Here is a 14174-nt window from a genome sequence, read left to right on the forward strand (position 1 = left end):
CCGCTTAGGAGTATACGAATGATTGGTTTGATTATTTCGGGTCACCTCAATTTTGCAAGTGGTATGGCATCGGCAGTAAAAGCTATCGCAGGTGAACAGGAGAATATGGTGTTTATTGATTTCATTGAATCAATATCGCCCGATGAATTAGAGCAGCAAATGCGTGCCGCTATTCAATCGATGTCTTGTGAGCAAGTTGTTTTCCTCACCGACCTTCCGGGTGGCACTCCATGTAATCGTGCCATGGCAATTATGATGGAAAACCCCTCTGTTGAAGTCTTAGCTGGCGTCAACCTTCCTATGATAGTTAATGCTGCATTTGAACGTGAAGATACCACCGCCAGTGAGTTACTGTCGGTTCTGAGAGAGATTGGTATGACAAGTATCCAAGACCTCCGTGAGCAGCTTGCTATGTCGTCTGAACCTGAAAATGAAGAAGATGGTTTATGAACCAGCAATATGCAATTTTAGCGGATAGGACGTTCACTCCAGAGGGCATCCGTTACCAGCAGTATGTGGTGATAAATGATGGCATTGTACAGGAAGTTACGAATATTGCGCCTGAAAACTGCCCGATTATCCACCTTAAAGACCGCAGTTTGCTACCCGGATTCGTCGATATTCATATTCATGGACGAGCCGGCTGTGATGTGATGGATGCAAGTCAATCTGCTTTGCAAACCATCTCAGATGAATTAGTCCAAACGGGAGTTGTGGCATGGGTCGGTACGACGGTCACAGCCCCAATGGATGATATCCAGCAAGCGTTAACCAGCATCCGAGACTTTACCTCCAAACCACAAACATCCGGAGCACAACTGCTAGGAAGCTTCCTTGAAGGCCCTTATTTCACAGAAAGGCATCGTGGGTCGCATCCAGTGAAATACCTTAAAGCGCCTACAGTTGCTGAGCTTGATGAGCTTTATCGATGTGCAGAAGGTTCTTTACTGCGTGTTGCGATAGCCCCTGAAGCCGAAGGCGCCACTTCAGCTATTGATTGGCTTGTTGAACATAAAATTAAAACCAGTGTTGCACATACTGCGGCGGATTATGAGCAGACTAGCCAAGCTTTTGCGCGTGGCGCAGATTGTGGCGTGCATCTTTATAACGGGATGACGGGGTTACATCACCGTGAACCTGGCTGCTGTGGTGCCGTGTTATATCACAATGTACTCGCTGAATTGATAGCCGATGGTATTCATGTCCACCCTGTCATGATGGAACTGGCTTATCGCCTAAAAGGTTACCAACAGATTGCATTGATTACTGATTGCATGCGGGCAGGGGGGCTCCCTGATGGTGACTACGCACTTGGCGCACAAATGGTCAAAGTCACGAATGGCCAAGCTCGAACTGTCGATGGTTCTTTAGCGGGGAGTACATGTAGCTTGGATAGTGCATTGCGCAATATGGTGCGCTTAGCTCACATACCTGAATGGGAAGCCGTTCAGATGGCAACCGCAATACCGGCTGAATATCTCGGTATTAGCGAGCAATTTGGTTATATCCGTAAAGGTGCTCAAGCCAATTTTGCTGTTGTTGATAACAATTTTTATTTAACAGACACATTCATCAGAGGTGAACACGTTCACTCTGTATTCGGGAAAGCCGATCACTAAGATGGTTAACCCATCAGTAAATTTATGAGGTATTTATAATGGAAATTCGTCAACCAATTCACAGTGAGCATGCTAAAACGCTCGATACCGAAGGGTTACGTCAACAGTTTCTGATTGAGGATCTGTTCCGTGAAGGGGAAATGAATCTCACTTATAGCCATATCGACCGTATTATTGTCGGTGGTATTGTTCCAACAAGTGCGCCATTAGCGTTAATGGCGGGGAAAGCCTTAGGTGTTGATTTTTTTCTAGAAAGGCGTGAATTAGGCGCAATCAATATTGGTGGGGCAGGTAAAGTTATTATCGATGGCGATGTGTTTGAGATAGCCCCGCGTGAAGCCATTTATATTGGTATGGGGACTCGAACAGTTGAATTTATGAGTATTGATGCGAAAGAACCTGCTCGTTTTTATATCAATTGTGCACCGGCTCACCATGCTTATCCAAGCCGTAAAATTACGATTGACCAAGCATCGCCTGAGAAACTGGGTAATGCTGAAAACTGCAATGTCCGTACTATTTATAAATTTTTGCACCCGTCAATCCTACCAACATGTCAGTTATCAATGGGGATGACGGTATTAGAGCCGGGAAGTTTGTGGAATACCATGCCATGTCATACCCATGAGCGCCGTATGGAAGTTTATCTGTATTTCGATATGAAAGAAGATAATGTGGTTTTCCACTATATGGGTGAACCAACAGAAACTCGCCATATTGTGGTCCGCAACGAACAAGCGGTGATTAGCCCTAGCTGGTCGATTCACTCCGGTGTAGGTACCGCGGCTTATACCTTTATCTGGGGCATGGTTGGGGAAAATCAAGTTTTCCATGATATGGACCATGTCGCAATGAAAGATCTGAAATAGTTACTCCTTTCACTCTTTTTTTCTTATACAGTAAAACGATGTGGGATATTCCCACATCGTTAGAGGAACTCATCATGAATTTATTTGATTTAACTGGGAAAGTTGCCATCGTTACGGGGTGTAACACTGGGTTAGGGCAAGGTATGGCTATTGGTTTGGCACAAGCAGGAGCTGATATTGTTGGGGTTGGTGTACAAGATGCACCTGAAACACGACAGCAGATAGAAGCATTAGGGCGCAAATTTCATTACATTACCATGAACTTAATGGAACAATCAGGCTTACAAGATTTAGTTGACGAAGCAGTATCGGCAATGGGTCATATTGATATATTAGTTAATAATGCGGGAATTATTCGCCGTGAAGACTTATTAGAGTTTAGTGAAAAAGATTGGGATGATGTGATCAACATTAACCAAAAAACATTATTCTTCCTATCACAACGCGTTGCCCGTCAGTTTGTAAAACAAGGCAATGGTGGCAAAATCATTAATATTGCGTCAATGCTATCTTTCCAAGGTGGTATTCGGGTGCCATCTTATACGGCCAGTAAGTCCGCGGTAATGGGGCTGACTCGCGCACTGGCAACAGAGTTATCTCAATATAATATTAATGTTAATGCCATTGCACCTGGTTATATGGCAACAGATAATACGGCGGCACTGCGCGCTGATGCGGCTCGTAATGCAGCAATCGTGGAGCGCATACCTGCCGGCCGTTGGGGAACTCCAGATGATCTCGCAGGGCCTGCCATTTTCTTAGCTTCAAAAGCCAGTGACTATATTAATGGTTATACCATTGCGGTAGATGGTGGATGGTTGGCCCGTTAATCCATCAGGAGAATAAGAATGGAACAATCATTATTACCTCAATCGCTACAACGAAATACTGTTTTGCAGGATATGAAACGAGTATACCGTTTTCAGTCTGCGAATCAGGTACGTAGTGTGATCCGCCGTAGTGGAAAAACCCGTTTTATTAAAGATACGGATTGGGAGCGTGGCGTTCTGTGGTCTTGTGTTGCTGCGGCATGGCAAGCGACACAAGATAAGGAATACCTTGATGGTGTGATGAATTACACACTTTATACTGGGTTTCGCCCAGGCCCTAATGCACGCTTTGCGGATGACCATGTTTGTACGCAAGCTTATTTAGTGGCGAGTAGCCAATTTTTACAACCGGAAGTTCTTGAGCCGACGATTAAAGCGTTTGATTTGATGTTAGCAGAGCCCAAAGTGGGTCGCGAAGATTGGTGGTGGTGTGATGCCTTATTTATGGCGCCCCCAGCATTTGCCGCGCTTTCGGCAAAAATAAAAGATGTACGTTATTTAAACTACATGAATCAAGCTTATTGGGATGCAATTGAGCATTTACGCGATATTGAGACTGGGCTTGTTTATCGTGATTATCGTTATATCCCAGATGGCCAAGGTAGTGAGCTACGTGAGGCGAATGGCGAGAAAGTGTTTTGGAGCAGAGGGATCGGTTGGGTTATCGCATCAATTCCTCGGATTTTACCACACTTACCGAGTGACCATCCCGATCGTCAACGTTATATTGATTTGTTTACAGAATTATTGGCTGCAATCATTCCTTATCAGCAAGAAGATGGTTTTTGGCGTACGAGTTTGCTTGACCCACAAAGTTTCCCGGCGCCTGAAAGTAGTGCGGCAGCGTTATTTTGTTATGGAATAGCATGGGGAATTAATCATAATATTTTAGATGAAAAGACTTTTTACCCAGTATTAGAAAAGGCTTGGGTCGCATTACGCGGCTGTATTCACCCTAATGGTATGTTAGGTTATGTACAATTACCTGCATTTAACCCGAGAGATGTTAATTTTGAACATAATATGGATTATGGTGCGGGAGCTTATTTATTAGCGGGTAGTGAAGTTATCAATTTATTTTGTTAGGTTATAAATTCATTTAGCATTGCTCATTGTTATTACTTTTTAATACTATATTTGTTATTTCACCGGTTATGTTTTTAGTAATAAAACATAACCGGTTTTTTTTATTGTTATTACTGTAGAATGTAGGGTGCTCAATGTTTTTTTAAATAAAAAGACCTATTCAATATTTCAGAAATAGGTCTTAATGTTTTTAGATTAATAATAACCGCTGCTTAATTACCAAGTATATTGAATACCAACGCGGAAACGGGTTTGACGGTCGCTTGAGAAACGATTTTCTTTCACGTTACCTACTTCAACAAATGGTCGCCATAATGCGCCATCATCAGCTTTAATATCATAACGTAGGCGCACGTTATGTTGATAATCAAATTTCTTATTGTTATACATAGGTTGTGCGTTATCAGCCATTTCCCACATTAAGTCTAATTGATATTGTAAGTCTAAATTATTCCATTTATAACCAATCCAGCTATCAAATTCTTGAACTTTAGAGTGGTAGTTGCTGCCGTTTTCACCAACTTGCCCATAATCCCAAACCTTCCATTTATAACGACCTTGTAAGCGAATACCGTTATCAAACGTATAGTTTAAGCGGACGTAAGGAACATAAACTAGACCGAGCTTATCAAAATCAAGAGATGCACCAACAAGGCCAACGAGGTTTGGATTGAGTTTTTTATAATAAAATGCAGAAAACTCAGAACCATCAATTTTCATTGCATCATATGCGCCATCTTTATTTCCATAGCGAGCATCTAACTCAAAGCCAATATTTTTCCCAGTATCCAAAAAGGCTTTAATACGGTCGCCACTTTTCCCAGAAGCATCTAAATATTGATGACGGTATTCAATTGTCGTTTTATAGTTATTAGCGAGTGCATATTGTGAAGAAACTGCAAATAATACGGCACTAGTGATAAATAGTTTTTTCATTATCTTTATTCCAAGCTGTATGCTTTAAGCATGATGGTAGTAGTTCCCTGTTTTATTAGAGAATTTATTGTTTTATTTTTTATGAAATTGCCACCTAAGGAGAGGTGGCAAATTAATATTAATTATTTAGTTTCACATTCTGTGACTTTTTTGTTTAATTTATTTGTTGTTGCTGTAATAAATTCACTTGGTCTCCAAGAATCACCTGTCTTTTCTAACCAAGGAACTAGCTCTTCTTTAATTAATTTATCGATAAGCGGTTTATTCTCATCAGCGACATTTTTCATTTGATAAGGGTCATTTACGTTATCGTAAAGAGTATATTTCAGAGGCTGGCCATCTTGGCGATCAATAACTAATGTATGGGTTTTAGTTCTTACCCCCCGTTTACCAAATGAAGGTTCGCCATAAGGAATAAACAGGTATAGCTGTGAATTAGCGGTATCGCCTTCACCTGTTGCTATACGCTCCGCTAAATTACTCCCTTCAACTGAGCCGGGGATCCAGTGTTCTAACCCTAGTAGCCCTAATATTGTTGGGTATATATCTGGCGCAGACATCAATGCATCATCTTGTCCTACTTTGATTTTTCCGGGTAAACGGAACATCATTGGTACGCGCATAGACTCTTCATAAGGGTTGTTCTTAGTTGCCTGCCCATTAGCACCAAGACAACTACCATGGTCAGAGAAAAAGACGACTAACGTATTGTCTGCAAGACCTTGTTTTTCTAGTTCGTCAACGATGCGACCAAATTGGTCGTCAACGCCGTTTACCATCGCTAAATACTCTTTAAAGTATTGGGGACCATAGCCTTCTTGATATTCAGTATCCCATTTTACATTTGGTCTGGTATTAAGTTCTTGTGAGGTTTTTCCTTTGTAAGCGTCTAAATATTTTTGTGGCACTTGGTCATAAGGGGAGTGAGGAGGGTTCATGGAAACCACTAAAGCAAATGGCTTCGATGTATCTCGGTATTTACCCTCTTCATTGCGTAGAAATTTGATAGCCATATCAGCTTCATGTTCAGGCCCCCACTGGTCGACATAAATTGGCTTCTCACGTGGTGTATCATTTCCCCAATACATAGGCTTCATATGCAGGTCATAAGTGCCATAGGAGTACCAAAAATCAAAGCCATGGCGGCGATCAGGTGCTGCCCATTCATTCCAATAACGGCCTTCCATCGGGTTATTATAACTTTCAATAAAAGGGGCATAAGGTGCATCCAAATGCCATTTTCCAATATAGCCTGTACTATAATCGAGTGATTTCAATACATCGGACCAACATTTCGAATAAGGAGATAAATCAATACCGACCTTACCGCCATAGTCATGAGCATTACCTGTTATGCCGTTACGAACAGGATATTGACCCGTCATAAACATGCCGCGAAATGGTGAACATAATGGGTAGTTAGACGCCATTTGTGTCATTACTTTAGCTTGTTTGGCAAACTTATTTAGGTTAGGTGTAATCGAAGGATCTTCTCCCATAAATTGCAATGCATGTGCACGCATTTCATCTGGGAAAATGATCAATAAATTTGGAGCATTATCAGGACGGGCTGGCATGCCATTAGAAGGTTTCCCTGAGTTGGCTAAAATGGGACTAGAAACCGACATTGCTGCACCGCTGGCTGCTAATCCTTTGATAAAGCTTCTGCGCGAAACAGTCATTGCTTCTTCCTCTTTGTTTACGTTTTCTTTCGTTTTGTGTTTTTATATATTATTTATACTTTTGCATAATATCAAAAAGTAAGTGATCGAAAATGTTGAAATTGAAGTCATGATCACAAAAAATGACCAATCGAAAGCTACTGTGATTTGTTTCGAAAGAAAAACAAAATAGTGTAAGTGTGGTGATTTATATTTATCTATATGATTTAGAACTATTAATTGATATTTTGTGATAAGGGTTGCAAATTTTACATTTTTACTTTCATTTGGCATAAGGTGAGCTTTTTATTTTTCATTTGCTTTCATTGGTTCTGGTGAGGGGAGTATGAGGTGTGTTTATTCAAGGTTATAGAGACTAAATAACGCCTAGGTGATCGAGAATAATAAGTAAAGATGGCTTTGGCTTACTGTCGAATCATGATGCGTTTTAGAATAAGAGAAATAATAGAGCGGTAAGGTATATCAGGTCTTTGATAAAAAGATTGATACTTGAGTTAAGGCGTTTAAATAAGTTAAGGATATCCGTTACATATTAATACGGGTATCCTTTTATGATAAATAACTAACCAATATTAAAATTGTGCATTTAATTCTAAGCGTAATGTGCGCCCAGGCGCTGGCATCATACTACGAGTCAATGGGTCGATATAATAACGGTCAGTTAAATTGGTAACTAAAAACTCAACATTGATGTTTTTATCTATTTGGTAGCGAGCGTAGGCATCGGCGGTTAATGTTGGAGTCCAGTGCATAGGGCTATTATTCGCCATTGAATAACTACCGGGGTAACGCTGCATCATTTTCTTTTCATCTTTATTTTGCACGCTGCTGGTGTAACGTAAACGAGTTCCTACTTCAAGGCTTTCATCCATAAAACGCATCCCAAGGTTCGAGTTAATCGCATATTTGGGCTGTAACTGCGTTCTCAAGAAGCCGCCGGGAAATCCAGCTGTTGTACATTGGGAAATATTATATTGATTACCAATGTCTACTTTTGCAGGCTCGGAGTCATCGCAAACTTCATTTTTCAAGCGGTAATCAATACCTATATCCATAAATACCCCGCCATTATCATAACGAGCGAGGGCTTCAATCCCTGCGGTTTTATGTTCTTTTACTTGAATAAAGTTAAGGCGACCATCACGGTCAAACGCATTTTCGATTACAGTGTGGTAGTAACCTATTTTTATATCTGCATGGCGTTCAGCGCCTAATAAGCTTTGAAGGTTACGAGAATAGCCAAATTCCATGGTTTTAGCTCGTTCTGGTTTAAAAACCATTTTTTCTTTGCGGGCTTCACTTGAGCCTGCAAAGCCGATACTGTTTTCAAAAATACTTGGTAAACGTATTGTTTCGATATAGCGTGCATAAACTCGGTCATTATCCGATAACCAGATATTTGCACCAAAAGCAGGGGCCCAGCCATGACTTTTTTGTTTGCCGGGAAACTGCCATTTTTCTTCCTCTGTGAGTTTTCGCTTAAGTTCGCTTGCTGGATGTTCATACGCTTTATTATAAACAAACACTTCCTTACCTGTGACGGGGTCAATTGCGCGTGCTTGTGGGTCGATAGTGCCATTGTGGAAAGGGTTCGTTTTTGTTGTGTAACGGCCATCTTTATCCGATTTCCAGTCAGTACGGAAACTGACGTCTAAAACGCCATTTTCGTTTGGTCGCTGAGGGTCTTTTCTCTCGGTGATATAAACATGGTAATCTACATCATCAAGCCCTAATACCTCAGTTAAAATTTGTTTATTACGATAAGAACCGCCAAAGGGTTGATAACCTTTAGCGACGGCTTTGTCATATTCTTCTTGTGTCAAAATTCGGTTGTAGTTGATCCTTCTAGCAAGGCGTTCATCAGGGTTTTGAAAACCATTGGTGCGTTTTCTCATTTGCTCTTTTAAGTAATCATCTTCTGTCCAACCATCAATATATTTTGCGCCTGCATCAAGCTCTAACCATGTTGTTGGCCTATAGTTAAAGTTAAAAGCAATGGTTGTCTCTTGCCGATGCCCTTTTCGGGGGAGAGCAATAAAGGGGCTAGCTGATTGGGAGGGGGGCACATCATTAGAGTCTAATTTTTCTTTAAGCATTGACCCGCGTAGCGTTAAGTCCAGATCTGGTGTAAGTGCCATTGTATTTCGCAAGTTGAAACCGATGCGGTCATTTTCAGAGTTTGTTGCGGCAGTATTAATTAAAGAACCGTCAATATTAGGGTCTTTACCGTTTCCATAGCCGTATTCAAACCCCCAATCACGTTCTTTAGGTTCACGAGGGTAACCCCCTGAGGTATTTGTATCACCAACAGAGTGTGTCATCCAGATATTGGCATTTAGATCAATCCATGGATTGTCATCAGGTTTCCATGCATATTCTGCATTATAGGCATTTACCGTAAAGTGGGCTAATGGCCATTGAGGAAGCACTTGTTTCCCTTCAATTTCTTTAAAGCCGATACGCGAAGGCATAATTTCACCATAGGTACTTTCGCTGCGCCTAAAACTTAAATGTAATGTTTGGTTTTCAGTGAGATACAAATTTGTTTTAACTAAATAAGATTCTAATTCATTAGATGTATTTGTGACCTCTTTCCCGGGACCATATATTTTGGCTGCGAAAGGGAGGTATGGGTCTGGGCCTAGCTGCTGTTGCACTGTTTGTTGTTCGTTGAGCTGAATTGCTTCTTGGTAGCGATGAGCGCCTTTTTTGCCAGCAAAATAGTTGCCTTGTCGGCGGTATGCATAGGCCGCCATAACATCAAATTTTTCTTGGCGGGTACCTACTGCTATTCTCCCACCGTTATCTTTAAAATTGAAAAATTGCGCATTACCGCGAGATTTTGGGGTGATATTAACGACGGGGTCTGAAAAAACATAGTTATTGTTTTTATAGATCTCAGGGTGATCTCGATAATCGCTACCATATCCAAAGTTTGGTACTCGTTCTCGTGTCGAGTTACTACTGGTTTCTAGCTTTAAACTAAAGCCAAATTTTTCATCGGGGGCGACAACATCATCTATTCCTATAGTTCTAATTGCTATCCCACCACCAACGGATGTTTTGATATCGCTAACCAGTGAACCACTTTTTTCAATATCAATACTGCTAATGAGGTTAGGGTCTACATAATTACGGTTATTGGCGCCATTATAACCACGATAGACGGTTAAAGATTGTTCTGTGCCATCGACTGTGACGGGGACGCGCTCTTGACCTTGAATACCTCGGACATTAGGGTCTAATGCACCACTATTACGCGCATCGCCACTGTATACACCAATTGCACTATTTAGTACGTCAGCGGTGCTGGTTCCTTTATAGCGTTCAACTAGATCTTTACCTAAATATACCTTAGAACCCTTGGCATCATATTGATCATCGTAGCCTTGTTGGTCTCGTTCCTTGATAGTTTTTGCGGAATCCTGAACAGTAATAGTGCCAATATGTTCTTTCTTTTCCGCTTGAGTCGTTGCTGGGAAAAAGAGGGTGGTAATAATTGCAGTAGTAATAGGTTTTAATTTGTATTTGTACATTTTGTTTTTCTCTATGCCATAACACTTAAAAGCGGGTTTCTAACCCAACTGAAACCTCGTGCTGATGGTAGGAATAGATCCCATCTGCCGAGCTTTTATTATTTCGAAAGCGGTAACTGGTATAAGGCGTGAAGGTCAGTAGTGTGTAATTTGGAAAATTTAATCGCGCAAAATACATAGTTTCACGGTCATGACGCTTAACATTTAGCAAATAGTTGAAGGCACCAAATTGGCTTTCTCGATAAGTTGCTAATGCTAAGAAATGAATATCGGGTGTTAATACCGTATAAAAGCCAGCCCGTGCGCCAAGTTGGTCATAGTTGTCACTGCGAACTTCAGTGGTTACGCGAGTGGCATCAGCACCTAAAAATATGGAACTATTAGGTGTAATACCGTAAATCCCCGTCATATGAAGTGCTGTTCGCGAGCCATCAGCGCTGTCATAGGGTTTCTGATAATGAAGTTGTTGATAATCAGCTGAAGTTGTCAGGATCACTTGAGGGGTGAATTGATAATCTGCGTCTATTCGTCCCCCCATTCCTAAATATCGACGCTTTTCATTGACGGTTTTTAGTTCGAGTTGCGGGCCCAAAGATACGGTTGTATTTGCATTATTAAAGCGATATAAGGCAGCGAAAGATGAGGTGTTTTCACTATACTCAGCATAATGTGGATAGCGATCACCATAGGATGTTCCCTTGATTTGAAGGGAATGGTTTCCTGTTATTGGGATAATTTTACTGAGGCTAGCATCATAAGTAAGCCCTGAAGACGCGATTGGGTTGGCCATTTTCCATGTGCCGCCCGGCGTTTGCCAAACTTTATCTTTATTAGGGGCTTGATTAATATTACTGTTGTATTTATATCCAAAAGATAAACTTCCTGTCCAAGCCGTACGGTTTTCAATCGCGCCAATAAACTGTTGAATAGTTTGTTGAACCCCAGCAGGCAAAGCGAGGGTCTCATCGTTAATTAGGCTTTGGAATAACGCTAATGATTCTTTATTTTGGTTGTCTTCAAAATAGGCACGAGCCAATTCCAACTTGACTCGTAGAAATTGGGGGGATAACGCTAATATCTGTTGATAATACGCAATGGCCTGAGGGTAGTGATTTTGCGATTTTTCTATTTCGGCTTTAGCAAATAAAATCAATAACGGATCAGCGTCAGACAAAGCCTGATAGCGTTTTAATAAACGCTGTACATCCTGAAATTGCCGATGGTTAATGGCTAAATAAATTGCTTGCCCTAAATCTTGGGCATTGTTTCTCAGCGTGTAAGTTTTACCGCTAAGATTAATAGACATGTCATCAGGGAGTAACTGTTGGTCTTTGCCGGGAACAACGGCGCTTTTATCACGATAGTTTTGTTTGTCTTTCTGCCATAATAATTGTTCTCGGTCTGTATCCAGACTTGCTGAGAATGTAGGGAAAGAAAGTACTAATATAGTTGTGACGGAAAAAAGTAAAAAATATTGCATAGGTTGTTTTCGGCATTAAAGGTAGGCAGCCAACTGTCAATCATGCTTTGTTGACCACCTAAATTGATTTACACGTTACTGGGAGATATCTCCTCGGCTCCCACCAAAGGCCATATCTTTACTTTGGTCGTTAAATTTAGTCACACCCGCTATATGTTTCGCTTGGTCGCCAAAGAAGTGACCGCGAGCTTCACCGACAGCGCCATTTAGCGTTGCATCCCCTGCGAAGGTTGCGTTATTTTTAATTTTGGCATCGATATTTGTGCTACCGATATTCCCTGCTAATGATTTGCTACCAAAGTTAGCCGTCAAAGTTCCCGTCGCTAGTGCACCGCCGTTGTATTGGCTAATCCCTTTCACTGAATATTCCGCAGTTCCTGCCGTTGGCATATTGCTAGTAACATCTTTACCTGAGTAATAAGCAGTATGTGTGGTGTCATTGACTTGGCCTGTTGATGACCATTCACCAAAGTAAATTTCAGCGTTGGCAACTTGTGCAAAATTGAATACGCCCATTTTGTTGTGTGTAGCTGGATTGCCAGGAGTATTAGGCATTGAAATCACATGGGCTTCATTTCCAGCTTGTTTTGGAGCCATTTTTGTTAAACCAGAAAAAGAAATAGTTTTGCCGCCATAGACAGCTTGAACTCCTATCCCAGGGTCACCAATTGCGCCACCATGGCCTCCAGCAGTACCTTCTGTGGCACCTACTTGTACGGAAGGGCCCGATGGATCAAAAGGCTGGCTTTGATCAGAACCGACAGCGGCGAAGGTACTAAAAGACATTCCGCATGCTGCGAATGCTAGAGCAATAACATTTAACTTTTTCATCGGAATACTCCATTTTAATTAAAGATAATAATGATATTACTAGTATGGTAATTATCATTTTTCTGATATATAACGGGTGTCATTAAATCAAATAAAAATATAAATGCAAATGATAATTCTTCGCATTAACATTGATATTATTATGGGTATCAATATGATAGGCTCGGTATTTGGTGTGTTAGCTATTGATATTAAAAATTTTTTTGTAAATTAATTGTTGTTTTATTTATTTTTCACTTAAAAAATTTTTAATAAAAAAGTTAGATTAGTCACATTTTAATGAATGTAAAAAATAGTATTTCACAATAAAACATTAAAATAAGTAATGTTTTATTGTGGGGGTAGGATGAAATAGACGGGCTAGGAGCAGTAGATTGATAATTTGATTAAATCAAAGTTGCATATTAATGAGTTACAGGCATAAAGATTGATAGGGGTACAAGAATGAGTCCTTGGTTAATTTTGGGCGCTGGTGGTAAAGGCGTCGGTAATATGGTTGCTAAACTGGCAGTTACGGATAAACGTCCTGTTATCGCAATAGTGCGTAATTCTCAATCAGCCGAAATGCTAGAAGATCAAGGCATACAGGTGTTTAGGGGTGATGCTTGTGATAAGGCCGTCGTTTCGGCAGCTTGCCAAGCAGCTGGCGCCTCAGCAACGGTTATTTCTACGATGGGGGGAACACAGGATTATTTAGCTCACCGCACTGTAATTGATTGTGCCGAGCAGGCTGGTATATCTCGCATGGTTCTCGTGACATCGCTTGGATGCGGTGATTCATGGCAATATTTGTCTTTACGGGCACGTACCGTTTTTGGTCAAGCCGTGCGTGAAAAATCCCTTGCTGAATCATGGTTACAAACGAGCTCTCTCGATTATGTCATCGTTCGCCCTGGTGGTTTACTGCACGGACAAGCAACAGGAAAAGCGATATTACAACAAGTAGATGATGTTCACGGTTTAGTGATGCGGGCAGACGTAGCAGAACATGTTTATCTTCTAGCCCAACAAACTACGCTTAAAAATCAAATCTATAGCATAATTCAGCCAGAGCTGGCATTAGCTTAAACAGATAGTGGCCTTGCTTGGTCACTCAACACTGTAATAGCGATAATGATATCGTGACTATCGTGAATTATTTGTTCATTGTGTTGGACTCCACTAATTTCGAACATATTGTGCAGGCATTGGGGGAGCAAACCGAAAAACATAAGGAAACTATAATGAATATTGCACAGCGGTTACAGGATAAAGGTCGCCAAGAAGGTCTACTTTAAGGCATTGAGCGAGGGCGAGAAAAAAGAA

The 14174-nt window shown here is 41.0% G+C and carries 12 protein-coding genes; 7 read left to right on the plus strand and 5 right to left on the minus strand.

Annotated elements, in window-relative coordinates; all coding sequences use genetic code 11:
- Window positions 1-18: 18 nt before the first annotated feature.
- The 5 genes from agaF to M1F14_RS09245 all read left to right on the plus strand — a co-directional run bounded on the left by agaF (window position 19) and on the right by M1F14_RS09245 (window position 4404).
- Complete coding sequence (gene agaF, locus M1F14_RS09225; RefSeq protein WP_048608013.1) at window positions 19-450, plus strand: PTS galactosamine/N-acetylgalactosamine transporter subunit IIA; 432 nt, start codon at window positions 19-21, stop codon at window positions 448-450.
- The gene (gene nagA / locus M1F14_RS09230; RefSeq protein ID WP_042845274.1) at window positions 447-1619 is read left to right on the plus strand and encodes an N-acetylglucosamine-6-phosphate deacetylase; all 1173 of its coding nucleotides are present in this window, start codon (window positions 447-449) and stop codon (window positions 1617-1619) included. Before agaF ends, nagA begins: the two co-directional genes overlap by 4 nt.
- A gap of 38 nt (window positions 1620-1657) precedes the next feature.
- Window positions 1658-2488, plus strand: coding sequence for a 5-dehydro-4-deoxy-D-glucuronate isomerase (kduI, locus tag M1F14_RS09235; RefSeq protein ID WP_042845272.1), 831 nt, complete (start codon window positions 1658-1660; stop codon window positions 2486-2488).
- A 74-nt stretch (window positions 2489-2562) separates the two neighbouring features.
- Window positions 2563-3318 carry a 2-dehydro-3-deoxy-D-gluconate 5-dehydrogenase KduD gene (kduD, locus tag M1F14_RS09240; RefSeq protein WP_042845271.1) on the plus strand — a complete coding sequence of 252 codons (756 nt, stop codon included), beginning with the start codon at window positions 2563-2565 and terminating at the stop codon, window positions 3316-3318.
- Between the two features lie 18 nt (window positions 3319-3336).
- Window positions 3337-4404, plus strand: a complete 1068-nt coding sequence (locus tag M1F14_RS09245; RefSeq protein ID WP_181468685.1) for a glycoside hydrolase family 105 protein — start codon at window positions 3337-3339, stop codon at window positions 4402-4404.
- 216 nt (window positions 4405-4620) lie between these two features.
- Here M1F14_RS09245 and M1F14_RS09250 read toward each other — a convergent pair whose 3' ends face one another.
- The 5 genes from M1F14_RS09250 to M1F14_RS09270 all read right to left on the minus strand — a co-directional run bounded on the left by M1F14_RS09250 (window position 4621) and on the right by M1F14_RS09270 (window position 12869).
- Window positions 4621-5340, minus strand: a complete 720-nt coding sequence (locus tag M1F14_RS09250) for an oligogalacturonate-specific porin KdgM family protein (RefSeq protein ID WP_042845267.1) — start codon at window positions 5338-5340, stop codon at window positions 4621-4623.
- Between the two features lie 122 nt (window positions 5341-5462).
- Window positions 5463-7022, minus strand: a complete 1560-nt coding sequence (locus M1F14_RS09255; RefSeq protein WP_048608009.1) for a sulfatase-like hydrolase/transferase — start codon at window positions 7020-7022, stop codon at window positions 5463-5465.
- A gap of 572 nt (window positions 7023-7594) precedes the next feature.
- Entirely contained in the window at window positions 7595-10558 is a 2964-nt protein-coding gene (locus M1F14_RS09260) for a TonB-dependent receptor plug domain-containing protein (protein WP_181468684.1), read from the minus strand.
- Between the two features lie 25 nt (window positions 10559-10583).
- Window positions 10584-12038: a porin family protein gene (locus M1F14_RS09265; protein WP_048608007.1), complete on the minus strand. Its 1455-nt coding sequence runs from the start codon at window positions 12036-12038 to the stop codon at window positions 10584-10586.
- A gap of 75 nt (window positions 12039-12113) precedes the next feature.
- A complete protein-coding gene (locus M1F14_RS09270; RefSeq protein WP_042845264.1) occupies window positions 12114-12869 on the minus strand; it encodes a Slam-dependent surface lipoprotein in 756 nt (251 codons plus the stop codon).
- A 444-nt stretch (window positions 12870-13313) separates the two neighbouring features.
- Between M1F14_RS09270 and M1F14_RS09275 the strand changes: the two genes are divergently transcribed.
- Window positions 13314-13937 (plus strand): NAD(P)H-binding protein, encoded by a 624-nt coding sequence (locus tag M1F14_RS09275; RefSeq protein WP_181468683.1) that lies wholly within the window; start codon window positions 13314-13316, stop codon window positions 13935-13937.
- Between the two features lie 17 nt (window positions 13938-13954).
- Window positions 13955-14146 (plus strand): hypothetical protein, encoded by a 192-nt coding sequence (locus M1F14_RS09280; RefSeq protein WP_225832987.1) that lies wholly within the window; start codon window positions 13955-13957, stop codon window positions 14144-14146.
- The last annotated feature ends 28 nt before the right edge of the window (window positions 14147-14174 follow it).

Source organism: Providencia sp. PROV003, assembly GCF_045040775.1.
GTDB classification, from domain to species: Bacteria; Pseudomonadota; Gammaproteobacteria; order Enterobacterales; family Enterobacteriaceae; genus Providencia; species Providencia huashanensis.